The organism is Cyanobium gracile PCC 6307, assembly GCF_000316515.1.
In the GTDB taxonomy this organism is placed as follows: Bacteria; Cyanobacteriota; Cyanobacteriia; order PCC-6307; family Cyanobiaceae; genus Cyanobium; species Cyanobium gracile.
This window is the reverse complement of record NC_019675.1, coordinates 1226350-1248740: the sequence shown is the minus strand read 5'-3', so window position 1 is coordinate 1248740 and position 22391 is coordinate 1226350. Positions and strand designations below refer to the sequence as shown.

The 22391-nt window shown below is 71.0% G+C and carries 25 protein-coding genes; 10 read left to right on the top strand and 15 right to left on the bottom strand.

Annotated elements, in window-relative coordinates:
• Positions 1–73 precede the first annotated feature (73 nt).
• Positions 74–2191: an acyltransferase family protein gene (locus CYAGR_RS05915; RefSeq protein ID WP_172637152.1), complete on the top strand. Its 2118-nt coding sequence runs from the start codon at positions 74–76 to the stop codon at positions 2189–2191.
• Here the strand turns inward: CYAGR_RS05915 and CYAGR_RS05910 are convergent.
• The gene (locus tag CYAGR_RS05910; protein WP_015108877.1) at positions 2161–2424 is read right to left on the bottom strand and encodes a hypothetical protein; all 264 of its coding nucleotides are present in this window, start codon (positions 2422–2424) and stop codon (positions 2161–2163) included. The genes CYAGR_RS05915 and CYAGR_RS05910 overlap by 31 nt on opposite strands.
• 35 nt (positions 2425–2459) lie before the next feature.
• On the opposite strand from CYAGR_RS05910, the gene CYAGR_RS05905 reads away from it, so the two are divergent.
• Entirely contained in the window at positions 2460–3755 is a 1296-nt protein-coding gene (locus tag CYAGR_RS05905; protein ID WP_015108876.1) for a bifunctional cobalt-precorrin-7 (C(5))-methyltransferase/cobalt-precorrin-6B (C(15))-methyltransferase, read from the top strand.
• Here the strand turns inward: CYAGR_RS05905 and CYAGR_RS05900 are convergent.
• Genes CYAGR_RS05900 through CYAGR_RS05885 form a run of 4 tightly spaced genes read right to left on the bottom strand, consistent with a single transcriptional unit; the run spans position 3709 to position 6867 of the window.
• Positions 3709–4218: a DUF192 domain-containing protein gene (locus CYAGR_RS05900; RefSeq protein ID WP_015108875.1), complete on the bottom strand. Its 510-nt coding sequence runs from the start codon at positions 4216–4218 to the stop codon at positions 3709–3711. The genes CYAGR_RS05905 and CYAGR_RS05900 overlap by 47 nt on opposite strands.
• On the bottom strand, positions 4215–4895 hold the full coding sequence (locus CYAGR_RS05895) for a winged helix-turn-helix transcriptional regulator (RefSeq protein WP_015108874.1): 681 nt from the start codon (positions 4893–4895) through the stop codon (positions 4215–4217). The genes CYAGR_RS05900 and CYAGR_RS05895 overlap by 4 nt, the downstream gene beginning before the upstream one ends.
• Positions 4892–5818, bottom strand: a complete 927-nt coding sequence (locus CYAGR_RS05890) for an NAD(+) kinase (protein ID WP_015108873.1) — start codon at positions 5816–5818, stop codon at positions 4892–4894. Before CYAGR_RS05890 ends, CYAGR_RS05895 begins: the two co-directional genes overlap by 4 nt.
• A gap of 41 nt (positions 5819–5859) precedes the next feature.
• The gene (locus CYAGR_RS05885) at positions 5860–6867 is read right to left on the bottom strand and encodes a phenylalanine--tRNA ligase subunit alpha (RefSeq protein WP_015108872.1); all 1008 of its coding nucleotides are present in this window, start codon (positions 6865–6867) and stop codon (positions 5860–5862) included.
• A 73-nt stretch (positions 6868–6940) separates the two neighbouring features.
• Between CYAGR_RS05885 and surE the strand changes: the two genes are divergently transcribed.
• The gene (surE, locus tag CYAGR_RS05880) at positions 6941–7759 is read left to right on the top strand and encodes a 5'/3'-nucleotidase SurE (RefSeq protein WP_015108871.1); all 819 of its coding nucleotides are present in this window, start codon (positions 6941–6943) and stop codon (positions 7757–7759) included.
• On the opposite strand, the gene CYAGR_RS05875 is transcribed toward surE, so the two are convergent.
• Entirely contained in the window at positions 7744–8325 is a 582-nt protein-coding gene (locus tag CYAGR_RS05875) for a DUF3611 family protein (RefSeq protein WP_015108870.1), read from the bottom strand. The two genes, surE and CYAGR_RS05875, sit on opposite strands and share 16 nt — an antisense overlap.
• A gap of 63 nt (positions 8326–8388) precedes the next feature.
• Here CYAGR_RS05875 and CYAGR_RS05870 point away from each other — a divergent pair, with 63 nt between their 5' ends.
• From CYAGR_RS05870 to CYAGR_RS18700, 5 genes are all read left to right on the top strand, one after another.
• Positions 8389–9345 (top strand): bifunctional riboflavin kinase/FAD synthetase, encoded by a 957-nt coding sequence (locus tag CYAGR_RS05870; RefSeq protein ID WP_015108869.1) that lies wholly within the window; start codon positions 8389–8391, stop codon positions 9343–9345.
• A gap of 143 nt (positions 9346–9488) precedes the next feature.
• The gene (locus tag CYAGR_RS05865; protein ID WP_015108868.1) at positions 9489–10571 is read left to right on the top strand and encodes a thiamine phosphate synthase; all 1083 of its coding nucleotides are present in this window, start codon (positions 9489–9491) and stop codon (positions 10569–10571) included.
• A 20-nt stretch (positions 10572–10591) separates the two neighbouring features.
• Positions 10592–10807 carry a sulfur carrier protein ThiS gene (gene thiS / locus CYAGR_RS05860; protein ID WP_043326633.1) on the top strand — a complete coding sequence of 72 codons (216 nt, stop codon included), beginning with the start codon at positions 10592–10594 and terminating at the stop codon, positions 10805–10807.
• A gap of 27 nt (positions 10808–10834) precedes the next feature.
• The gene (locus CYAGR_RS05855; RefSeq protein ID WP_015108866.1) at positions 10835–11782 is read left to right on the top strand and encodes a DUF1517 domain-containing protein; all 948 of its coding nucleotides are present in this window, start codon (positions 10835–10837) and stop codon (positions 11780–11782) included.
• A 63-nt stretch (positions 11783–11845) separates the two neighbouring features.
• On the top strand, positions 11846–12004 hold the full coding sequence (locus CYAGR_RS18700; RefSeq protein WP_015108865.1) for a hypothetical protein: 159 nt from the start codon (positions 11846–11848) through the stop codon (positions 12002–12004).
• On the opposite strand, the gene larB is transcribed toward CYAGR_RS18700, so the two are convergent.
• The 6 genes from larB to era form a co-directional block, all read right to left on the bottom strand.
• Positions 12005–12649, bottom strand: coding sequence for a nickel pincer cofactor biosynthesis protein LarB (gene larB / locus CYAGR_RS05850; protein ID WP_051017206.1), 645 nt, complete (start codon positions 12647–12649; stop codon positions 12005–12007).
• A 44-nt stretch (positions 12650–12693) separates the two neighbouring features.
• Entirely contained in the window at positions 12694–13179 is a 486-nt protein-coding gene (locus tag CYAGR_RS05845) for a TIGR03792 family protein (RefSeq protein WP_245552619.1), read from the bottom strand.
• A complete protein-coding gene (gene ispF, locus CYAGR_RS05840) occupies positions 13176–13661 on the bottom strand; it encodes a 2-C-methyl-D-erythritol 2,4-cyclodiphosphate synthase (RefSeq protein ID WP_015108862.1) in 486 nt (161 codons plus the stop codon). Before ispF ends, CYAGR_RS05845 begins: the two co-directional genes overlap by 4 nt.
• A 66-nt stretch (positions 13662–13727) precedes the next feature.
• A complete protein-coding gene (gene trmD / locus CYAGR_RS05835) occupies positions 13728–14423 on the bottom strand; it encodes a tRNA (guanosine(37)-N1)-methyltransferase TrmD (protein ID WP_015108861.1) in 696 nt (231 codons plus the stop codon).
• A gap of 10 nt (positions 14424–14433) precedes the next feature.
• Positions 14434–14967 carry a phycobiliprotein lyase gene (locus CYAGR_RS05830; protein ID WP_015108860.1) on the bottom strand — a complete coding sequence of 178 codons (534 nt, stop codon included), beginning with the start codon at positions 14965–14967 and terminating at the stop codon, positions 14434–14436.
• Between the two features lie 85 nt (positions 14968–15052).
• Entirely contained in the window at positions 15053–16042 is a 990-nt protein-coding gene (era, locus tag CYAGR_RS05825; protein ID WP_015108859.1) for a GTPase Era, read from the bottom strand.
• Positions 16043–16088: 46 nt separating this feature from the next.
• Between era and CYAGR_RS05820 the strand changes: the two genes are divergently transcribed.
• Positions 16089–16664: a hypothetical protein gene (locus CYAGR_RS05820; protein ID WP_015108858.1), complete on the top strand. Its 576-nt coding sequence runs from the start codon at positions 16089–16091 to the stop codon at positions 16662–16664.
• 28 nt (positions 16665–16692) lie between these two features.
• Here the strand turns inward: CYAGR_RS05820 and CYAGR_RS05815 are convergent, their stop codons facing one another.
• From CYAGR_RS05815 to CYAGR_RS05805, 3 genes are read right to left on the bottom strand one after another with little or no spacing between them, the layout of a single operon-like run.
• Entirely contained in the window at positions 16693–17367 is a 675-nt protein-coding gene (locus CYAGR_RS05815) for an outer membrane beta-barrel protein (RefSeq protein WP_015108857.1), read from the bottom strand.
• Positions 17364–18446 (bottom strand): hypothetical protein, encoded by a 1083-nt coding sequence (locus CYAGR_RS05810; RefSeq protein ID WP_015108856.1) that lies wholly within the window; start codon positions 18444–18446, stop codon positions 17364–17366. Before CYAGR_RS05810 ends, CYAGR_RS05815 begins: the two co-directional genes overlap by 4 nt.
• Positions 18447–18468: 22 nt before the next feature.
• Complete coding sequence (locus CYAGR_RS05805; RefSeq protein ID WP_015108855.1) at positions 18469–19620, bottom strand: SLBB domain-containing protein; 1152 nt, start codon at positions 19618–19620, stop codon at positions 18469–18471.
• A 308-nt stretch (positions 19621–19928) separates the two neighbouring features.
• Here CYAGR_RS05805 and CYAGR_RS05800 point away from each other — a divergent pair, with 308 nt between their 5' ends.
• Positions 19929–22385, top strand: coding sequence for a GumC family protein (locus CYAGR_RS05800; RefSeq protein WP_015108854.1), 2457 nt, complete (start codon positions 19929–19931; stop codon positions 22383–22385).
• The last annotated feature ends 6 nt before the right edge of the window (positions 22386–22391 follow it).

Below are 22391 nucleotides of genomic sequence, written 5' to 3'. Positions count from 1 at the left end.
TGGCCCCGCAGCGAGGGCCGATCCAGATCGCCATTACCCTGCCTGCAATCGTCGGGGCGGCGTGAATCCTCTGGTGCGGCTTTTCGGCGCGGGCCTCCGGCCGCCACAGCGCTCGAGGGCCTACCGGCCCGAGATCGACGGCCTGCGGGCCGTGGCCGTCATCGCCGTGCTGATCAACCACCTCGATCCCCGCTGGCTGCCGGGGGGCTTCCTCGGGGTGGACATCTTCTTCGTGATCTCGGGCTATGTGGTGACGTCCTCGTTGCTGGCCCGGCGGGACGGCAGCCGCTGGCAGTTCCTGCGCCGCTTCTACGGTCGCCGGGTCCGACGCCTGATGCCGGCGCTGGTGGTGAACATCGCCGTCGTCTCGGCCCTGTTCTCGATGGTCGTCTCACCGATCGATGATTTCTTCACACCGGTGATGCGGACCGGCCTGGCCGCCCTCTTCGGTGTCTCCAATCTCTATCTGCTCCGACAGGGCTCGAATTACTTCGCCACCGACAACCACTTCAACGCCTTCATGCACACCTGGTCGCTGGGTGTGGAGGAGCAGTTCTATCTGGTCTGGCCGGCGCTGCTGCTGCTCTGCGGTCTGGGGGTGGCCGGGGCCGGGGCCGGAGCCCTGCGGCGGCTCAAGGCGGCCAGCCTGCTGCTGCTGGCCCTGTCCCTGGCCCTCTTTCTGGGCCTGAGCCTGGGCGGCAACGCCGAGCGGGCCTTCTTCCTCACCACCGCCCGCTTCTGGGAACTGACGGCGGGTTGCGGCGCCTACCTGCTCCATCGCGGCAGCGGCAGTGCCCGCGACCTGGGCCAGCGGCTGGCCCTGCCCCACTGGCGCCAGCCCCTGGCCACCGTGGCCCTGGTGGCGTTGCTGGCCCTGCTGCTGCTGCCGGAGGCCTGGCGGCTGGGCACCACCCTGGGGATCACGGCGCTGACGGCGCTGCTGCTCTTGCTCGTCCAGCCGGCCGGGGGCATCGGCCGCTGGCTGTGCCATCCCGCCTGCCTGGCCATCGGCATGGTGTCCTACTCGCTCTACCTCTGGCACTGGCCGGTGATCGTGCTGGCCCGCTGGACAGTGGGCTTCAACGCCTTCACCCTGCTGCCGGTGCTGGTGCTGATCACCCTGTGCACGGCCCTCTCCTTCCGGCTCGAGTGCCTGTTCCGCTACGGCCACCCCGCCATCCCCGGCCTGGGTCGCTCCGGCGTTCTCTACCCGGCCATGACCGTGCTGGTCGCCGTCGTCAATGCGGGCCTGCAGGGGCCGCTGCTGGGACGGCTCTACGTGGGTGAGCGCCGCCACACCGTCGGCACCACGGCCAACATGAAGCGCATCGGCGGCACGACCGTCGACACGGTCCACTGCTTCCAGGAGCCCACCGATCCGGTCGTCAGGGGCGATGGGCCCGACCCCTGCCTGGCCCTGGGGCCGAAGGGGAAGGACCTTCCCACCCTCTTCTTCCTGGGGGACAGCCACACCCACGTACTGATTCCCCTGGGGGAGAAGCTGCTGGCCAGCGGCCGCTTCAACGTGGCCTTCATGGCCCGCGGCGGCTGCCCCGTACCCTTCTTCCCCCGCTGGGGGGAGGGCGCCCCGGAGCAGGCCCGCTACCGCCGCTGCCGCCCCTACGCCGACAACGAGGAGCGCCGGGTGCTGGCCCGCCTGCGACCAGGGGACCGGGTCGTGCTGGTGTCGAATCTGGCCGGCCACCTGGAGGGTATCCAGGCGTCGCCCCGCATGAGCATCGAGGCCTCCTACGCCGCCGCCCTGCGCCGGTTCGGTGCCGAGGTGAGCCGCCGTGGGGCGGACGTGGTGGTGTTCGGCCCCCTGCCCACCTTCCCCCAGCTGAAGATCGGCGGTCCGCTCACCCTCTGCCAGACGGAGTGGTTCCGTCCCGCCTGGTCCCTCGGGTCCCAGTGCCAGCCGGTGCTGCGGCCCCGCCGGCAGGAGCTGGCCGCCATCGCCCCGGCCCAGCGCCTGCAGGAGCGCACCATCCGGGATCTGGCCGGCACGCGCCTGTTCAGCCCCTTCGACAGCATCTGCCCGCCGACGCAGTCCGTCTGCTCCAGCGTCCGGGCCGGGACGCCCCTCTACAGCGACGAGACCCACCTCACCAACGCGGGCGCCCTGCTGCTCTATCCGCGCCTGATGGCCTTCCTCGAGGGTCAGTCGGGGGTGGCGCCGCCGCCCAGCTGATCGCTGCCCAGTTCCTGCTCGATCAGGGCATCGAGGGTGACGGCGCTGCGCACCAGCGACTGGTAGCGCTGCACCACGCGACGGTTGCGCTCCAGCCAGCTGCCGGCGTCGCCACTGGCCCCGAGTGGATGGCCGCCCGGGCCTGAGCGGTCGTCATCCAGCAGCTCGAGATCACTCTGGTGGGCCAGCAGGGCGACCACCAGGCTGTGGATCCGCTGGCGTCGATCGCTCATGGGCAGGGGGGTGGGCCGGCACGTCCGGGAGCATCATGGCCAGAAGTGGCACAGGGGCACGGCTGGAGGGTTCGCTGCTGGAGGTGCTGGGCACCGATGCCGCCGGCCTGGCGGGTCTCTCCCGCCCCTGGCAGGACAGGATCCGGCAGGCCAATCTGGTGGCGGCCCCGCGGCGGCTGCTGGCCGACCTTGAGGCCTGGCGCGACGGCGCCCCCGCACCGGAGCTGCTCGCCAGCGACAAGCCCGCCGAATTGCTGCCGCGGCTGGAGCGGGCCCTCGCCGCCGGCCAGCGGGTGGTGGTGCTCGCCAGCGGCGACCCCCTCTGGTTCGGCATCGGCCGCCTGCTGCTCCAGCACCTTCCCGCCGAACGGCTCCGCTTCCATCCGGCCCCCACCTCCCTGCAGCTGGCCTTCGCCCGCCTGGGCCGACCCTGGCAGGACGCCTCCTGGATCAGCCTCCACGGGCGCGATCCCGAGCCGCTGGCGGCCCGGTTGCAGCAGCGGCCCGCCGCCTTGGCAGTACTCACCGATCCGGCCTGCGGCGGTGCCGACGCCGTGCGCCGGATCCTGCGGGCGTCGGGGCTGGAGGCGGCCTATGAGCTCTGGCTGGGGGAACGCCTGGGCCATCCGGCGGAGCGGCTGCAGCGGCTGGCCCCCGCCGACCCCCTGCCGCCCAATCTCGATCCCCTGCACCTGGTGCTGCTGATCGCCGCCGCCCCTGCCGTGCCTCCGCCCGAGGCCCTGCCCCTGTTCGGCCTGGCCGACGGGCTCTGGCTGCAGCACTCCGACCAGCCGGGGCTGATGACCAAGCGGGAGGTGCGCATCCAGCTGCTGGCCGATCTGGAGCTCCCCGAGCGCGGGGTGCTCTGGGACATCGGCGCTGGTGTCGGGTCGGTGGGGCTGGAGGCGTTGCGCCTGCGCCCTGCCCTGGAGCTGTGGGCGCTGGAACGCCGGCCCGGGGCCGCCGCCCTGATCGGCGCCAATGCGGAGCGGCTGGGGGTGCGGCCCGCGGCGGTGCTGGAGGGGGAGGCTCCGGCGGCCCTGGAGTCCCTGCCCGATCCCGACCGGGTGCTGATCGGCGGCGGCGGCCGGGGCCGCGGCGAGGTGCTGCAGGCGGTGCTGGGCCGGCTGCGGCCTGGCGGGGTGGTGGTTCTGCCCCTGGCTACGGTCGAAGCCCTGGCCCAGCTCAGGCCCCAGCTGGAGCAGGCCGGCCTGGGGGTGACCGTCAGCCAGATCCAGGCCTGGCGCGGCGCCCCCCTGGCGGAGGGCACCCGCCTGGCGCCCCTCAATCCGGTGCTGGTGCTGAAGGGGTCGCTCCCGGCAGCGGGGTGATCCGCACCGGGGTGCCCACGGTGATGCCGAGCACGGCGGCCTGGCCGGCGGCCAGTTCCAGCACCCCGTCCACCGGCGTGTCGGGGCCGTAGCTGGGGCAGGGCAGGTTCATGCAGGGGCGGGCGGGACTCTGCAGGGCGATGACCCGACCGTCGCGGATGAACAGCATGTCCAGGGGTTCGGGCGTGCGGTGCATCCAGAACCGGGCCACCGCAGGGGGGACGTAGGGGAACCACATGCCGCGCAGGGGCGGCAGGGGCGGCCGCAGCTGCAGCCCCATGGCGTACTGGCGCTCCCCCCGGGGTACCTCCAGCTGGATGCAACGCACCGGCGGCGGCCCCGCCAGGCACCACTGGGCGGTGATGGGCAGGAACTGGGGCGGGCTCTGGCTCAGGCCCGGCCCGCAGCCGGTCAGCCCGACGACACCGGCGATGGTCAGGCTCCGGAGCAGGGAACGGCTCATGGCAGGGGCCCCACCGGGGGCCGCCCGTCACCGAGGCAGTAGCCCCGCCCCCGCACGGTGTGGATCAGCCGCGGTTCCCCGTCCTGTTCCAGTTTCTGGCGCAGGTAGCGCACGTAGACCTCGATCACGTTGCTGGCGCCCCCGCCCTGGTCGGCCCAGATCTCCTCGAGGATCTGCTCCCGGCTCACCACCGTTCCCTTGTGACGCAGCAGCAGCAGCAGCAGCTGGTACTCCCGGGCCGTCAGGCTGAGCTGGCGCTGACCTCGCCAGCTCTGGCAGGCCACCGGATCGACGCGCAGATCCGCCACCTTCAGCAGGGTGGACACCGGCGTGGGCGCCTGACGCCGGGCAAAGCCGAGGTGCAGCCGCAGCCGGGTGAGCAGGTCGCTCGTGCCCAGGCTGGGTAGCCAGAAATCATCGGCGCCCCACTCCAGGCAGCGGCTGCGACTCTCGACGCTGTCGCTGGTGATGCCGAGCAGCAGCGGGCGGGCGCCCATCCGGCGGCGCAGTTCAGGGATCCGCTCTTCGCTGCCGGGCGACAGGACCGCCGCCGCCGGCAGGTCCTCCCCGGTCTCCTCCAGCACGGTCCGGTAGCCGGAGACCTCCAGCCGCGGCGCCAGGCCGGCGGCCTCCGGGCCCACCAGCAGCACCACGGTCGTTGGCAGGGACGCGGTCACAGGGGGGCGTCGGCGTGGCTGCTGGAGGGCTTGGCCACGTGGGGCAGGCCCCAGCCCAGCTTGTTGCGCAGCACCTGGAAGAACTCATGGTCGGCCAGCCGCACGAAGCGGACGGGGTGCTCGCTGCGCCGCACCAGCACCCGGTCCTCGGGCCAGACGTAACAGCCGGCGCTGCCGTCGACCACCATCATCAGCCGCTCGGGGGTGGCGGGGAACACGGTCACCGGCTCCTGGTCGCTGAACACCAGGGCCCGGGAGGCGAGGGAATGGGCGGCGATCGGCGTCAGCTGCAGCACTGGACAGTCGGGGGTGATCACCGGGCCGCCAGCACTCAGGGCATAGGCCGTGGAGCCGGTGGGGGAGGAGAGGATCACCCCGTCGGCGGCGATGTCCACGGGGGCATGGCGGCCGATGGCGATCTCGAAGTGGCACATGCTGGTGAGCGGCTCCCGGTGCAGGGCCATCTCGTTGAGACAGAGCACCTCCCAGCGCCTCTGCTCGCCCCGCATCACGCTCACCACGAGCATGGAGCGCTCCTCCACGGTCCATTCCCCGGCTACCACCTGGGCCAGGGCCTGGTCCAGGTCCTTGAGGTAGGCCTCGGCCAGGAAACCGAGGTGGCCGGTGTTGATCGTCAGGATCGGCACCCCGATCGGGGCGGTCTGGCGGGCGGCGGAGAGAACGGTGCCGTCCCCCCCCAGCACCAGCGCCAGGGCCATTTCCTCATTGAAGCTGGCGGGCACGCAGGCGGCGTAGCCCCGGGAGCGCAGGTGCTGGTCGGGATTGGCGAAACCCACCACGCCACCGGAGCTGCTGACCCGCGCCACCTCCAGCCCGGCGGCGGTCAGCCGGTTCTCTATCAGGTCGGCGGTGCTGATCGCCAGATCCTTGCCGTCGTTGACGATCAGTCCGACCCGGGGCACCGATCGCGCTCGTGGGGGCCCATCGAGTTTATGGGGGGAGATCAGAACTGCTCCAGGAAGCGCAGATCGCTGTTGAACAGCCTGCGGATGTCGTCGATGCCGTGGCGCACCATGCAGAAGCGCTCCACCCCCAGACCGGCGGCGAAACCGCTCCAGCGCTCCGGATCGATGCTCAGCCCCTCCAGCACTGCCGGATCCACCATGCCGCAGCCCATCACCTCCAGCCAGCGCCCCCGCCACTGCACGTCCACCTCGGCGGAGGGCTCGGTGAAGGGGAAGTAGCTGGCCCGGAAACGCACCGGCAGGTCGCCGAAGAACTGCTGCAGGAAGGTGGTGACCGTGCCGCGCAGGTGGCTGAAATCCAGCCCCTCGTCGAGGGCGAGCACCTCCACCTGGTGGAACACCGGAGAGTGGGTGGCATCCACCGCATCGCGGCGGTACACCCGGCCGGGGGCGATCACCCGCACCGGCGGAGGGTTGGCCTCGAGATGGCGGATCTGCACCGGCGAGGTGTGGGTACGCAGCAGCCGGTCACCCCCCAGATAGAAGGTGTCCTGCATGTCCCGGGCCGGGTGGTGTTCCGGGATGTTGAGGGCGGTGAAGTTGTAGTGGTCGGTCTCGATCTCCGGCCCTTCGGACACCCGGTAGCCGAGGCCGGCGAAGATGTCGACGATCTCCTCGATCGTGCTCTGCAGCGGATGGCGGTGGCCTGGCGGCACGTAACTGCAGGCCGCCGTCACGTCGATCCGCTCCCGCTCCAGCCGCTCCGCCATGGCGGAGCTGCGGACGGCCTCGAGCCGGGCGCCCAGCAGCTGCTGCACCTGGTCCTTGAGGCGGTTGGCCCGCTGGCCCACCAGGGGGCGCTCGTCGCCGGGGAGCCGGCCCATGGCGCCGAGCACCCCGGAGAGGCGCCCTTTCTTGCCCAGCAGGCCCACCCGCAGCTCCTCGAGGGCCGCGGCGTCCTCGGCGGCGGCGATGGCGTCGGCGGCCTCCGCCTCCAGGCGCTCCAGCTGGTCGGTGAGCTGCTGCAGGCTGACGGTGGCGCTCACGGCACGGATCGGGGGGAGAAAGCGACTGTAGGCAGCAGCGTCTAACTTGCCGGCAGTCCCATGTTCAGGGTCGATGGCGCCGCTCCGGATCCTGATCAGCAACGACGACGGGGTCTTCGCCGACGGCATCCAGGCCCTGGCGGCCGAGGCGGCCGGCCGCGGCCACACGGTCACCGTGGTCTGCCCGGACCGAGAACGTTCGGCCACCGGCCATGGACTCACCCTCCAGACGCCGCTGCGGGCGGAGCGGGCCGATGAGCTCTTCGCGGCGGGGGTCACCGCCTGGGCCTGCAGCGGCACCCCCTCCGACTGCGTCAAGCTGGCCCTGTTCCGGTTGCTGGAGCAGCCGCCGGATCTGGTCCTCTCCGGCATCAACCACGGCCCCAACCTGGGCACCGACGTGCTCTATTCCGGCACGGTGTCGGCGGCGATGGAGGGCACGATCGAGGGCCTGCCGGCCCTGGCGGTGAGCAGCGCCGATTTCCACTGGCGTCGCTTCGAGCCGGCGGCGGCCCTGGCCCTCGATGTGGCCGAGCGGATGCTGGCCGGCGGCTGGCCCGAGGGGCTGCTGCTCAATCTCAATGTGCCGCCGCGGCCCGCCGATTCCCTCGCCCCGCTGCGCTGGTGCCGCACGGCGGTGCGACGCTACATCGATCAGTTCGAGAAGCGCACCGATCCCCGCGGCCGCACCTACTACTGGCTGGCCGGCGAGGTGGTCGACGACCTGGAGGGCACCGGTGCCGGTCCGGCTGAATGGCCCACCGATGTGGCCTGGGTGCAGCAGGGGGGATCGTCCCTGACGCCCCTGCAGCCGGAGCTGTTCTGGCGCGGTCCGGTGGAGGCGCTGCCGCCCGTGGAGGCGCTGGGTCGGCGAGATCAGCTCCTGCGGTAGATCCGTTGCAGCAGCCAGAGGCTGATGATCAGGGCGAGCACGTGGGCGAACAGCACCTGGGTGTTGCTGAGCACCGAGAGCATCTCGATCGAGGTGATCGGCAGGCCCACCACCCGACCGCCGCTGCCCGGCGTCGCCTGCAGCTGGGCCCCGAGGAAGCCCGGCACCTGCTGGGAGGCCTGCACGAACAGGCTGCCGGCCAGGGCCTGGTAGCCCACGGAGGCCAGGGTGAGTCCGGCCACATCGGCGACCAGGCCCCGCTTCACCAGGCGGGCGGTCTCCCCCCGGCTGGGGCGCACCGGGCTGGCCAGGGCACGCCCGCAGCGCACCACCAGCCAGGATTGCCACAGACTCCAGAGCAGAACCAGGAACGAGAGGGTGGTGAGGGAAAGGCCGGGGCCCAGCCCCAGGGCGCGGGAGGAGTTGGCCGCCAGCCGTCCGCCGATGTTGTTGAACAGCAGCACCACCACCACCACCACCCCGAGGGCCAGCTGGACCCAGAAGCGCACCCAGCCCGTGCGGCGTAGGGCGTCGGCCATGCGCTGCAGGTCCAGCTGGTCGGCCATGGAGACGGGATCGGTGCTCCCAAACTTGGCATGGGAGGATCCAGCCGGCGAGGGCCGAGGCCGTTGATCCCGCTTCACGACCCCTCCAGCGCCCTGCGCCCCACCGCCGTCGCCCTGGGCAGCTTCGATGGCCTGCATCGGGGGCACCGGCGCGTGATCGCCGCCGTCACCGCGCCCATACCCGCCGGCCAGGACCGGGCTGTGCCCACGGTGGTCAGCTTCTGGCCCCATCCCCGCGAGGTGCTCCATGGCGAGACGCGGCTGCGTCTGGATCTCCCGGAGGAGAAGCTGGAACTGCTTGAACCCCTCGGCATCGAGCAGCTGGTGCTGGTGCCCTTCACCCGCGAGCTCTCGGCGCTGACCCCGGAGCCGTTCGTGCGCCAGGTGCTGGCCGAACGGCTCCAGGCCCGCAGGATTGCGGTGGGCACCAACTTCCGCTTCGGGGTCGATCGCCGCGGGGACGTGGCCGACCTGGCCCGCATCGGCGCCCGCTTCGGCATCGACGTGCAGGTGGTGCCGATGCTGTGGGACGGGGCCGAGCGGGTGAGCAGCAGCCGCATCCGGCGGGCCCTGGCGGCCGGTGACATCGACGAGGCGGCCCGCCTGCTGGAGCGTCCCTACCGCTTCAGCGGCCAGGTGGTGAGCGGCCGAGGCCTGGGGCGCCAGCTGGGCTGGCCCACCGCCAACCTGGCGGTGGACGGGCGCAAGTTCCTGCCGCTGGAAGGGGTCTATGCGGCCCTGGCCTGGCGCGACGGCGGCGAGGGGCCGATGGCAGCGGTGATGAATCTGGGGCCCCAGCCCACCGTGGATCCCCTGGCCCCTTCGGCGGTGGAGGTGCACCTGCTGGAGCGTCGGCTCGAGCTGGCGGGGGCCCGTCTGACCGTGCAGCCCCTGCGGCTGCTGCGCCGCCAGCAGGCGTTCGCCAGCCTCGAGGCCCTCAGCCGGCAGATCCGGCTGGACGCCGATCGAGCCAGAGACCTCTGCCAGACACTCGGACCTGCCTGGGAGGCTTCGACCTAGGGGGCAGGACAGCGGCGCCGATCCTCGGCCCGGCCTTCTGCCGCCCATAGCCTGAGCTCCCGCCGGCAGAAGCCCTCCCATACCCTGGAGGGCTCACCCGCCCCGGTCCGGTGACGCCCCAGCCTCCAGTCCCGTCGCCGCCGGTGTCCGGCCGTGAGCGTGCCACCGCCCAACATGCCGCCACCGAGCGGGCCGCCATCGAGCGGCTGCTCGATGCCAACCTCGACCGGGCCCGGGAGGGGCTGCGGGTGCTGGAGGACTGGGCCCGTTTCGCCCTCGACCGACCCGACCTGGTGGCCCGCACCAAGGACCTGCGCCAGCGCCTGGGGCGGCTGCATCGCATGTCCTACAAGCTGGCCCGGCACACCGCCAGCGACCCGGCCGCGGGCCTGGCCCATCCGGCCCAGGCCGAACGCCGGGACGCCGCCGGCGTCCTGGCCGCCAACGCCGGGCGGGTGCAGGAGGCGCTGCGGGTGCTGGAGGAGTTCGGCCGGCTCGAGGACCCGGAGCTGGCGGCCGAGGCGGCGTCGATCCGCTATGCCCTCTACGACGTGGAGGTGGACCTGCTCCAGGCCGGCCTTGACGGCGAAGGGCGCCGGGCCCTGCTGCGCCGTTGCCATCTGTATCTGGTGACCAGCCCGGTGGACGGCCTGGAGGCCGTGGTGGCCGCCGCCCTGGCGGCGGGGGTGCGACTGGTGCAATACCGCGCCAAACCCGACGCCCCCCTCGATGACAGGAGCCGCTTCGAGCAGGCCAGTGCCCTGTGCCAGCTCTGCCACCGCCATGGCGCCCTGTTCCTGATCAACGACCGCATCGACCTGGCCCTGGCGGTGGGGGCCGACGGCGTCCACCTCGGCCAGGGCGATCTGCCGCCGTCGGTGGCCCGCCGCCTGCTGGGGCCCGACCGCCTGATCGGCCGCAGCACCCACCGGCTCGCGGACCTGCGCCAGGCGGTCGCCGACGGCTGCGACTACGTGGGGGTGGGGCCCGTCAAAGCCACCCCCACCAAGCCTGGCCGCGAGCCGGTGGGGCTGGCCTACGTGAGCCAGGCGGCGGCGGAATCCCCCCTGCCCTTCTTCGCCATCGGCGGTATCGATCCGGGCAACCTGGCCGCCGTGCGCCGTGCCGGGGCGGACCGGGTGGCGGTGGTGCGGGCCATCACGGCCGCCGCCGACCCGGGGGAGGCGGTCGCCGCGCTGCTGGCGGGGCTGGAGGCTGAGGCATGACGGGTGGCATGACCGGTGGCATGACGGGAGACCTGCTGCTTCGGGTCAACGGGGAAGCGCGCCGCTGCCCGGCGGGCCTGTGTCTCGATGCCGTGCTCGTGGCCCTCGGCTACCAGCCGCGCCTGGTGGTGGTGGAGTTCAACGGTGAGATCCTCCCCAGGGATCGCTGGCCCGCCCAGCCTGTGGTGGAATCCGATGTGCTGGAAGTGGTCACCATCGTGGGGGGCGGTTCCTAGATTCCTGCCATCGCAACGTCGTACGTCATGGGTTCCCGCTTGCTCCGGCGCCTGGCCGGTCTGATGGTCGTGCCCGTGTTGGTGGCCGGCCTCGTGATCGCCTCGCCGCCGCCGGCCCATGCCGCCAGCGGTGGCCGCATCGGTGGCGGCAGCTTCCGCTCGGCCCCCTCCATGCCCCGCAGCTATGGCGGCGGTGGTGGCTACGGAGGTGGTGGCTTCAGTGGCGGTGGCTACCGGGGCGGCGGCATCGGCTTTCCCTTCATCGTGCCGATCTTCGGATTCGGTGGCGGCGGCCTGTTCGGTTTCCTGATCCTCATGGCCGTGGCCGGTGTGGTGGTCAACGCCCTGCGTGGCGGCGGCTCTCCGGCCCTCGGGGGCTCGGGCTCCGAGCTGGCCTACAACCCCCGCCCGGACGGGCCGGTCTCGATCGCCCAGATCCAGGTGGGTCTGCTGGCGTCCGCCCGCGATCTCCAGGACGACCTGCGGCGCCTGGCCGGTTCGTCGGATACCTCCAGCAGCTCAGGCCTGCAGCGGGTGCTCCAGGAAACCAGCCTCTCCCTGCTGCGCCATCCGGATCTCTGGGTGTACGCCAGCGGCGAGGTGGGCCAGGTGCCTTTCGCCAGCGCCGAATCCACCTTCAACCGGCTCTCCATGCAGGAGCGCAGCAAGCTGGAGCGGGAACTCACCGCCAACGTGTCCGGCCGCCGCTTCAGCGAGCCGGCGCCGGTCGCCCCCGGCGCCAGCGACGCCGCCAGTGATTTCATCGTCGTCACCCTGCTGGTGGCCAGCCGGCGCAGCCTGGCGATCAAGGGGGCCGGCACCGCCGACGACCTGCGTGATTCGCTCCAGAAGCTCGGTGCCGTCGGTGCGGACGATCTGCTTGCCATCGAGGTGATCTGGCAGCCGGAAGGGGCCGGCGAAGTGCTGACCACCGAGCAGGTGATCACGGCCTACCCCGACCTGCAGCATCTTTGAACCGGCGGCCTTGCCGGCCGGCCGGTCCTCGCCCACACTGCGCCTCAGAAGCCGCAGGCGCCGGTGCCTCCCCATCGGATCAGCTGGATCAACACCCCGGTCCTGCTCGAGGCCATCGAGCGCTACGAGCAGGGGCGCCTGCCCCGCTCCCTCACCCTCTGGCTCCAGACCGTGCTGGAGATTGAGGCGCCGCCATCGGATCCATTGATCCCCGGCGGCTGATCAGCCGGCCACGCCCAGCTGAAGGATCCGCAGGGCCGCCATGGCGGCTCCATAGCCGTTGTCGATGTTCACCACAGTGAGCCCGGGGGCGCAGCTGGCCAGCATGCCCATCAGGGCCGCCTGGCCGCCGACGCTCACCCCGTAGCCCACCGCCACCGGCACGCCGATCACCGGCTGGGGCAGCAGACCGGCCAGCACGGTGGGCAGGGCCCCCTCCATGCCGGCACAGGCGATCAGCACCCGGGCCTGGCGCAGTCCCTCCAGCTGCCCCAGGAGCCGGTGCAGTCCGGCCACGCCCACGTCGAGCACCAGGTCGCTGGCCACTCCGTGGCAGGCCAGGGCCAGGCGAGCCTCGGACGCCACGGTGAGGTCGCTGCTGCCACCGCCGAGCACTGCCACCCGTCCGAGGGCCGGATCGGCCGGTGGTGGGGCGGGCCAGGTGAGGCAGCGGGCCGCCGGATCGTGCCGGGGCGCCGCCTCGGCTCCCAGGGTGCCGATGGACTCCTCCAGCTGGCGCTGCACCGCCGCGGCCTTCTCCGCCGACACCCGGGTCACCAGCGCCAGTTCCCCGGCCCGGCGCATCTCCAGCATGACGGCGGCGATCTGCTCGACGCTCTTGTGCTCGCCCCAGACCGCCTCCACCATGCCGAGCCGGCCCCGGCGGCCCAGGTCGAGCCGGGCGTCCTCGCTCAATGCCCCTCCTCCTCCAGCGGCGGCGTCAGAGCCACCCACTCCAGTTCACCGGCGTGGACCAGGGGAAAGGGGTTGGCGGCCCGGGCCAGACCCCTCTCCCCCGGGTCGTGGGCCAGGGCCCGCCGGGCCGCAGCTTCGAAGCGGACCTGGGCGGCCTTGATCTCGCTGGCCGGGATGGCCAGCCACTGGCGGCGGCTGCGCCAGCGGATCAGCAGCAGGCCCTCCTCCCGTTCCGCATCCCAGAGCAGGTCCCGGCCCAGGAAGCCGTCCTGGCGTTGCAGCCAGGGCCCCCAGCTCTCCTCCTCCGCCAGCAGCCAGGCACCGCGGGCGCCGGCGGGCACCTTCACCCGCAGCTGCTCCACGACCGGCCCCTGGGTCAGGGCACTGACGGCCTGGGCCGAGGCGGGAAGGCCGACCAGCACGATAGTGAACAGGCAGAGGGCGGCGAGCAAGGTAGCGAGCCGCGGCGGTTGACGGGTCACGACCGGTGCAGCAGCGCCACCGCATGGCAGGCGATGCCCTCCTGGCGGCCCGTGGGCCCCAGACCCTCGTTGGTGGTCGCCTTCACCCCCACCTGCTCGGGAGCCAGGCCCATGCGGCCGGCGATCGCTTCCCGCATGGCGGCGATGTGGGGCTTGAGGCGGGGCCGCTCCGCCACCACCACCGTGTCGAGGTTGAGCACCTGCCAGCCCCGCTCCACCACCAGCGCCATCACCTGCTCCAGCAGCACCAGGCTGTCGGCGCCACGCCAGCGCTCCTCCTCCGGCGGGAAGTGGGTGCCGATGTCCCCCAGGCTGAGGGCCCCCAGCAGGGCGTCCATCAGGGCATGCACGAGCACGTCGGCGTCGCTGTGGCCGTCCAGCCCCAGGCCGTCGGGGTGCTCCAGGCGCACGCCGCCCAGGATCAGGGGACGGCCCGGGACGAGCCGGTGGATGTCGTAGCCGTTGCCGATGCGCAGCTGCATGGGGGGCGGTGGGGGCGGATCCAGTGTCGCCGGTCCGGGGCGATGGCGCGTTTCAGGGGGCGTGCTTCAGGTCTCCTGCTGCGCCTGCCACAGGGCCAGCAGGTCGGCGCGGCGCTCGCGGGTGCGGGCCACCTGCTGCTCCAGCCGCCAGCGGGCGATGGCACCGTGGTCGCCGCTGCGCAGCACCTCCGGCACCGCCATGCCGCGGAACTCCGCCGGCCGGGTGTAGTGGGGGTGCTCCAGCAGCAGGCCGCTGTGGCTCTCGGCCTCGAGGCAGTCCGGCGAGCCCACGGTGCCGGGCAGCAGCCGCACCACGCCGCTGATCACCACCAGGGCAGGCAGCTCGCCGCCGGTGAGCACGAAATCCCCCAGGGACACCTCCTCATTCGCCAGGGGCCGGATGCGTTCATCGAAGCCCTCGTAGTGGCCGCAGAGCAGCACCAGCTGGTCGTGCTCCGTCGCCCAGCGGCGCAGGTCGCGCTGGTGCAGGGGCTGGCCCTGGGGGCTCATCAGCAGCACGCGGCGGCGCGGCAGCACCGGGATGGCTTCGAAGGCGGCGTAGACCGGCTCGGGCTTGAGCACCATGCCGGCGCCGCCGCCGTAGGGCACGTCGTCCACTTTGCGGTAGCGATCCGTGGCGTGGTCGCGGGGGTTGTGGGTGTGGACCTCGGCGATGCCGGCGGCGAAGGCGCGGCCGATCACCCCCAGCCCCAGCAGGGGGGTGAAGGCGTCCGGCACCAGACTGACCACATCGAAGCGCATGGGGGTGGCCTCAGCCGGCGGGTCGGCTGACCCGCCGGATCTCGGAGCTGAAGCTGGCCCGGCCTGGTCGGCCGTCGGGGTGGTGCTCCACGCTGCTGCGCAGGCGCAGGTTGGCCTTGGTGAACCAGATCCGTTCCCGCACCGAGGTGCCGGCGCGCTCGCTGGTCAGCTCCAGGCTTCCGTCCGGCCAGAGCTGCCAGCGCCCCGAGCTGGTGGCCCCGTCCGGGGCGCTGCCCTGGAAGCCGCCGTCGGGGCGGAACAGGAGTCGGTGGCGGCCGCTTCCCGGTGGGGTGATCTCCAGTCCTCCGGGCTCGCCGCTTTGCTCAGGGGCCAGGTAGGTGACGCTCAGGTCCCCCCGCTCGGAGCTGTGCCAGCTGACCCCGTCCGCCTCGGCCTCCCGGGACGCCTCCGCCGCCTCCTCGAGGCTGAAGCAGCTGCGCAGGGAGAGCCAGTCGCCGGCGCAGAAGGCCAGGAACGCCGCGATCGTCTCGGGCGGAAAATGAGCGATCGTGTCTGGGCTGGGGGGCTCGGTCGCGCTGGTCACGGCGGGGCGGCGGTAGATCGGGGCCGGTGGACCCGCTTGGGATCTTCGCAAACCCCAAGCTGGCGCATGCGGTTTGCCGGCGTGCTCAGTCGCCCCGGTAGCCCAGCTCGGCCAGTCGGCCCGGATGGCTGCGCCAGTTGGGCACCACCTTGACGAACAGCTCCAGGTACACCGGACCGTCGAACACCTTCTGCATCTGCAGCCGTGCTCCCTGGCCGATGGCCTTGAGCATCTGGCCCCCCTTGCCGATCAGGATGCCCTTCTGACTGCTGCGCTCCACCAGCACGGTGGCGAGCACGGCCGTGCGTTCCTTGCCTTTGACTTTGCCCTCGTCCTCCACGATCCGCTCGATCCGCACCGCCACTGAATGGGGCACCTCCTCCCGGGTGAGGGTCAGCACCTGCTCCCGGATCAGCTCCGCCAGCAGCAGCTGCTCCGGCTGGTCACTGATCGTGTCAGCCGGGTAAAGCAGCGGACCGGGCGGCAGCTCGGCGGCCAGGGCTTCCACCAGGGCCTGGCAGCCGTCACCGTTGAGGGCGCTGCAGGGGTGCAGGGGCCAAGCCACGGGGGGATCGCCACCCTCCGCCAGCAACTCCCGGTAGGTGGCGGCCAGATCCTCGGCGTCGGCGCCGACCCGGTCGCTCTTGTTGAGGGCCACATGCACCGGCACCCGGCTGTGGCGCAGCAGGTCGACGATGAAGCCGTCCCCCCGGCCGGCCGGCTGGCTGGCATCCACCAGCAGCAGCACCACATCGACCTCGCCGATGGCCCCCCGGGCGCTCTGCACCAGACGTTCCCCCAGCAGGTGGTGGGGTTTGTGGATCCCCGGCGTGTCCAGCAGGATCAACTGGGCGGCGGGCGTGGTGAGGATGGCCCGCAGCCGGTTGCGGGTGGTCTGGGCCACGGGGGAGGTGATCGCCACCTTCTGGCCCACCAGCTGGTTGAGCAGGGTGGATTTGCCCACGTTCGGCCGTCCGATCAGGGCCACGAAGCCGGAGCGGAAGGCCGTCCCTTCGCTGCTGCCGTTGTCGGGCTGGGCATCGCCGGGGCTGGCGGTCGGGGCGCTCGGGTCCATAGCCTCAACACTGCCAGCCCGTGGGCCCCGCCGCCCGTCCGCCGCCATGACCGATGACGCCCCGCTGACCGGGACCCCCCTGACCGGGACCCCGCCGGCACCGAGCTTCCCCCAGGCGATGGAGATCGCGGCCCAGTGGATCGGCCTGTGGGAAGCGGGGGAGCTCAGCGATGAGGTGCTGGCCGATCGGGTGGGGGAGCTGGTGGCGAGCCGGGACGGGGCCCGCGGCTTCTTCGTGGTCGGCCTCACCGGCGAGGCGCCCCTGCTCGACCGGCTGCCGGAACCCCTGGTGGCCGCCCTGCGGCAGGCGGGCCCGGGGGTGGTGGATCTCACGGCCCGCAACCTGGCCATGAGCACGGCGATGGTGCTCCACCACCGGCGCTCGGGGGACCGGGACCACCAGGCCGGCTCAGAGCGGGTGCAGCTGCGCAGCACCGAACTGCTGCGCCAGCTGGAGCCGGTCGCCGTGAAGCGGCGGCTGGAAACCCTGCTGGCGGCTGCCGCGGAGGACAGTGGATCCGAGGGAGCGGTGGCGGAGGACAGGGCCTTCCTCAACCGCTGGGGGTACGACGCCGAACAGCGTCAGGCGATCGCCGCCGCCATCGAAGCGGTGGCCGATTGAGCCAGCTCCCAACCCACGCGCCTTGGCCTCAGAACTTGAGGTAGAGAAGCGTCATGGCCTGGAGGGCGTCAAAGGTGACGCCATCGGGCAGGAAGACGTAGTTGACGTTGAACCCCAGGGTCACGTTCTGGGTGATGTTCACATCAACTCCGCCGGTGAGCATGGCGTTGGTCTGTCCCGTCGAATAGGTGTTGGTGGCGATCCCACCCCCCAGGTAGGGGGAGACCATGGAGCGACGGAACAGATCCAGGGTGAGGGGAAGCTGGAAGGAGGTCTGGCCGTTGTAGCGGCCCAGCAGATCCCGGTTACCGAAGATCACGCTGGGCCGCAGGGAGACCGCCAGAGTTTCGTTGAGTTTGTACCCGACCCGACCGGTCAACACCCCGCTGTTGGGCAGATCGCTGCCGAAATTGACGCCACCGCCGATGCCGTAGATGCCGACGTTCTCGATCGGTTTGCCCTGACGCGGCACGATCGCCAGCTCGGCGGGATCGCGGTTGGCCGGAGGCGGGAGATAGTCCGGTGGGAGGGTGGCCGCGTCGGTGACGGGCTCCCAGCCGGCCGCCGCGGGTTCCGCCGCGATGGGAACCCAGGGGGCCGGTGGCGCGGGAAGGGACTGGGCCCGGCCCGCCTCGCCACCGACAGCCAGACAGGCCAGGCCGACCAGGGGGAGGCCGAAGGGGTGGAGCCGGTTGCGTCTCACTGGGGGGACACCACGGCGCCGGAGGGACCGGCCGGGGCCGGGGTGGGGTCGGGGGCGTCCGCCACAGGGGCGAGCGTGGCAGCGGCCGGCGGCGGGGCGATCGGGGCGCTGCTGGCCACCGGCGCGACCCGGACGGGGGAGGGGGTGGCCCTCACCTCAGCCGGGAGCGGCTGGAGGTTGACGACCGTTGGCGTGACGGTCCCGGGGGCCTGGGCCGGCTGGCGGCTGGACCATTCCCGGATGTCCTCGATCACGGCGGGATCATCCGGCTGGCTCAGCACATCGACGCTGCCGTCGGCCTGGATGGCGAGGGGCACCTGGGTGGGCTTGCTGACCCGGGTGGAGGGCACGTGGATGACCCGGGCCTGCTGCAGCTTGGCCGTTTTGGTGGGCGTGGGGGTGGGCAGGGTGCGGATCGCCTGGCGCATCGGTTCCCTCAGGTTCTGGGGCAGGGGAGCCATCGGGTCGCCGCTTCTGGCCCATCGGGCCCGCTCGGCCCGGGCGACCGTGGGCATGGCGGGCCTGCCGAGGTCGTGGATGGTGAGCACGCCACCGAGAAGCTCGGAGTTCGAGAAGTTCCGCTGCAGCAGGGTCTGGGCACTGCCCAGGCCGGTGGTACCCAGGGGGGGGCCATCGATGCGGAAGGAGGCCGGGCCGGCAGGGGCCTTGGCCACGCGCGCCGGCGCGGTGCTGCGGTGGGCGACCACCGGTCGGCGACCGGGATCGGGACGGGCCCGCGAGGAGTTGGAGGGGCCGCTCAGATCGAGACTGCGGGCCAGGGGAGCATCCAGCAAGGAGCCGATCTTGTCGGAGGCCGAGCTGAGCACGTGCCCGGTGGTGGAGCCCAGGTCGTCGAGGGGCGAGGAGGTCTGGGCCACCGGGGCGGCTGCAGGTGCTTCCGGCAGGGAGGCGATGGCTTCGTCGGTGCCCTTGGGATCGGCTGGCTGGGGGATGGCCGTGTCCTTGACCCGCGCCTGCCAGCGGTCGTGGGCATCAATGGCCAGCAACGGCAGCCAGATCGACTGACTCAGCAGGGCCCAGGCGATGGCTTTGGGGCTGATGGTGGGTTCGCGGTACATGGGAGGGCTGAAAAAGCGGTTGTCAGCGGAAGTTGTTGTTGTTGTTGCCGTTGAATGTATCTCGGAAGAAATAATAGGAGCTGGCGGCCTGACTGAGGGGAACGATGACCTGATTGATGACGTCGATGGCTTCGGCGTAGAAGGTGCGATTGACGATGATCGTGTCCCTGTCCCGGAGTGGGGGGTTCAAACCCTTGGAGACGCCGATCCCATCCCTGTAGCTGTAGACCTCACGGGTGGTGGTGCCGTTGCGATTCAGGCGGACAAGTTCGATGTCGTTCTTGTTGGCCCGCCAGTTCTCCGCCCCGCCGGCCCGGAAGATGGCTTCGGCCAGGGGGGTATTGGCGGGCAGGCTCAGGGTGCCGGGGCTGCGGACCTCGCCGATCACCGAGACGGTGATGGTGGCCGGGGCCAGGTTGGTGGATCCGATCTGGAGGATCTCCTCCGGGATCAGATCCTCGGTGCGGGCGACGACGATCGTGTCGCCGTCGAACAGGATCGGGTTCTGGCGCTGGTTGCCGACCTGGAACACCTGGGCCAGGTCGAGCACCGTCTGTTTCTGACTGCCGTCGGGCCCGGCCAGACGCCGGAGCAGGATCTTGCGGATGTCCGCATTCAGGGTGACGCCGCCGGCCGTCTGGATCGCGGAGACCGGCGTGGAATAGGAGGGCAGGGGATAGAGGCCGGGACGGCCCACCTCGCCGATGACGGTCACCTTGACGGGACGGGGCGTGGTGAGGCTGAGGATCAGTTCCGGTCTCACCAGCTGCTTGGCGTAGAGGGAGGTGAGCCAGCGGGTGGCCTGGCCGATGGTCAGGCCGGTGAGCTGCACCGATCCCAGTAACGACATCGTCGAGGTGCCGTCGGGAAGGATGATGACCGGGCCGCCGATGGCTGAGGCGGAGGGGTCGGTGAACGTGAGCTGGAGGCCATCCCCGGGGCCGAGGACGTAAAGATCGTTGTAGACCTCCGTGACCGTGAGTGGCAGGGGAGCAGACGAGGCAGGGCCGGGGAGGGGGGTGGCGCTCACTGCCGCCGGGCCGCGCCATGGGGAATGGGGCGCCGCACCCTGGGGCACCGCGGCCTTCAGCCCCGTCGGGGCCACCAGCACACCGGCCAGGCCCAGCACCCCCACGGCGGAAAGGCGGTGCCGGATCGACCGGCGGACCCGCATCCAGCGGGTTCCGTTGCGGGCTGCTGGTCCCTGATCTGCAGCAGATCCCTGGCGTACAGATGTTTCGGGAAGAATAGCCACCGAAGGACATTAATCGGATTACCACCATAGACGCCCGAGTCAAGGGGCATTCTTTGCGGGTTGCCATTATCATCGGTACAACTTTCCCTGCGGTACATAACGTGACAACGACGGGTGCTCCTCCTGAGACCTTCACGGGTGGAACCGCGCGCCCGTTGTCCCTTCCCGGCACAGGTGGATCTGCCCCCGGCCTGGTGGATCCGTCGTCGCAGAGCCCCCTCAGCCCCATGGGTGAGACCCAGTCCGGCGGCGGCGGCCTCGGAGGCCTCGTGCGCACGGTCAAGCGCCGTCAATCCATCTTCCTGATCACCTTCGCCGTGGTGACCGGGGTCCTGGCGATCAATACCCTGCGGCAGCGCATCTTCTCCCCTGTTTACCAAGGGGGTTTCCAGATGCAGATCAGCAACCCCTTCGACAACCCCGGCAGCGGCGGCGGCGGCGGCGGCGGTTCCGTGGAGACCATCGCCCGCAGTGAGATCAAGACCGATGTGCCCAGCCTCATCGTTCTGATGCGCAGCCCCTTGCTGCTCGGGCCGGTTGCCCAACGCCAGGGGGTGTCGCTAGGGGCCTTGGAGAGCAACCTCTCCATCAACCAGGAGTCGGCCCAGGTTGAGAATGTTCTCAATGTGTCCCTGAGTTGGCCGGATCCGGCCAAGGGCAAGGCCATCCTGCGGCAGCTCGCCAAGGACTACACCGCCTTTTCGCTCACCCAGCGCCAGGCGGCTGTCAACTCCGGTGTGCGTTTCCTCGATGAGCAGGCTCCCGCCATCGAGGAGCGGGTCCAGAAGCTCTCCCAGGAGATGCTCAAGTTCCGGCAACGCAACAATTTCGTTGACCCGGCCACGGCGGCCGGCCAGATCCTTGGGGCCCGTGAAGGGCTCGTCAACCAGCTGCGCACCCTTCAGAACGAACAGGTGCAGCTCGACAGCCAGTTGAAGTCGATCCAGACCGGCAAGCTCCAGTTCACCCCCAGCGGCGCCCCAACCGCCCTTGAGCAGCTTGGTCGCAACAGCGTTCTCGTACCGGGCAGGGGCAACTCCGCAGCCGAGGCCTCCAGCGGCACCAAAACGCCCCTTGACCTCCTCAACCAGTTCGAGCAGGAGTTGGCCACGGCCAAGGGCACCTTCAAGGAGAACTCCCCGATCGTGCAGTCTCTGCTGGCCCGGCGCAACCAGCTGCTGCCCGTGGTGCAGCGGCAGGCTGCCGATGCCGTCAAGGCCCGGCTGCTCGCCAATGTGGCCCAGCAGGATGAGATCAACCGCCAGATCCTTCTGCTGAGCGAGAACTTCCGGAACAATCCTCAGAAGCTGGCGGAGTTCGAGAACATCAACCAGCGGCTTTTGATCGCCAGGGAGCAGTACTCCTCCTACATCCAGGCCAGGGAGCGGTATCGGCTGGAGATGGCCCGTTCCATCTCCCCCTGGGAAGTGATCGGACCCCCGGATTTCGGCAGCAGTCCGGTGGAGCCCAACATCCAGCGCAACCTGCTGCGGGCCATCATGATCGGCCTGCTGGCCGGTCTCGGCGCCGCCATCCTGCGGGAGCGGACGGACAACGTTTTCCACACTCCCATGGAGGTGGAGAAGGACCTGCAGCTGCCTGTGCTGGGTCTGATCCCTTACCTGCCCCTGGAGCCCGGTGTCGACATCGCCACCAGCATCTCCAAGATGTCCTCGAGCGAGCGCTTCGCCATCAAGGAGTCGTTGCGCAGCCTGTTCACCACCTTCCGTCTGCTCCGCGCCGACAACAACATCCGCATGGTGGGGATCACCTCCTCCACCCAGGGGGAGGGCAAGTCCACCGCCGTGGCGGTGTTCTCACGCACCCTCGCCGACCTCGGCCTCAAGGTGCTCGTCATTGACTCCGACATGCGTCTGCCGATGCAGGCCCGTTATCTGGGTGTGGAGCAGGGCGACGGCCTCTCCACGCTGTTGTCGGATTCGACACGCAAACCGACGGATTTCATCCACTCCATCGCCGAGAACATGGATGTGCTGCCCGCCGGCCCCAAGCCGCCCGATCCGGCGAAACTGCTCAACTCCAGCCGCTGCAAGGAGATCATGGAGGAGATCCGCGCCCTCCCCGGCTACGACATCATCATCGTCGATGCGCCCCCCTGTCTGATGCTGGCCGATCCGATCCTGCTCGGGGAGAAGCTGGACGGCATCCTGTTCCTGGTGGGTCTCGGCAAGGTGAGTCGTGAGCTGGCTCCCCAGGCCAGCCGTCGCATCAGGGCCTCGGGGGTGGATGTGCTGGGCATCATCTGCAACCAGGTCAACTTCCCCAGCCGCCTCAATGACTACGGCTACGAATACGGTTATTACTATCACTACGCCTACGCCTCGGCGTCGGGCTACGCCAAGAGTGCCAGCGAGCCATCCACGGGTGGATTCGGCAGCTATGTGCAGCGTTATCGGGACAGCTACATGAAGGGGGCCGCCACCAACTCCTACATCTCGGCCCGTTACAACGAGGGCGAATCCGACGTCAAGACCTACTTCCGGGAGGACGAGGATCAGGCTTCCGTACCGGTCGCCACCAACGGCGGCATTGGTCCCAGCGCCGGCTCCTCCAGCTCCCTGCCCCCCGCCGAGAGCGTCCCCTCCCGCCGCCATCGCCCGTCCCGTGAGGGCGGTGATGGCCCGATGGGCTGGCTGCGCCGGCGTTTCGGCAACAGGGGCTGAGCCCCC

Bases quoted from the DNA above. Each gene is read 5' to 3' on its own strand.
- larB (WP_051017206.1), bottom strand. From the start codon at position 12,649: ATGGTGGAGGCGGTCTGGGGCGAGCACAAGAGCGTCGAGCAGATCGCC.
- era (WP_015108859.1), bottom strand. From the start codon at position 16,042: ATGGACCCGAGCGCCCCGACCGCCAGCCCCGGCGATGCCCAGCCCGAC.
- thiS (WP_043326633.1), top strand. From the start codon at position 10,592: ATGACGGGAGACCTGCTGCTTCGGGTCAACGGGGAAGCGCGCCGCTGC.
- CYAGR_RS05820 (WP_015108858.1), top strand. From the start codon at position 16,089: ATGACCGATGACGCCCCGCTGACCGGGACCCCCCTGACCGGGACCCCG.
- CYAGR_RS05900 (WP_015108875.1), bottom strand. From the start codon at position 4,218: ATGAGCCGTTCCCTGCTCCGGAGCCTGACCATCGCCGGTGTCGTCGGG.
- CYAGR_RS05805 (WP_015108855.1), bottom strand. From the start codon at position 19,620: ATGCGGGTCCGCCGGTCGATCCGGCACCGCCTTTCCGCCGTGGGGGTG.
- ispF (WP_015108862.1), bottom strand. From the start codon at position 13,661: ATGCAGCTGCGCATCGGCAACGGCTACGACATCCACCGGCTCGTCCCG.
- CYAGR_RS05910 (WP_015108877.1), bottom strand. From the start codon at position 2,424: ATGAGCGATCGACGCCAGCGGATCCACAGCCTGGTGGTCGCCCTGCTG.
- CYAGR_RS05905 (WP_015108876.1), top strand. From the start codon at position 2,460: ATGGCCAGAAGTGGCACAGGGGCACGGCTGGAGGGTTCGCTGCTGGAG.
- CYAGR_RS05810 (WP_015108856.1), bottom strand. From the start codon at position 18,446: ATGTACCGCGAACCCACCATCAGCCCCAAAGCCATCGCCTGGGCCCTG.
- surE (WP_015108871.1), top strand. From the start codon at position 6,941: ATGGCGCCGCTCCGGATCCTGATCAGCAACGACGACGGGGTCTTCGCC.
- CYAGR_RS05855 (WP_015108866.1), top strand. From the start codon at position 10,835: ATGGGTTCCCGCTTGCTCCGGCGCCTGGCCGGTCTGATGGTCGTGCCC.
- CYAGR_RS05800 (WP_015108854.1), top strand. From the start codon at position 19,929: ATGGGTGAGACCCAGTCCGGCGGCGGCGGCCTCGGAGGCCTCGTGCGC.
- CYAGR_RS05875 (WP_015108870.1), bottom strand. From the start codon at position 8,325: ATGGCCGACCAGCTGGACCTGCAGCGCATGGCCGACGCCCTACGCCGC.
- trmD (WP_015108861.1), bottom strand. From the start codon at position 14,423: ATGCGCTTCGATGTGGTCAGTCTGGTGCCGGACGCCTTCACCCCCCTG.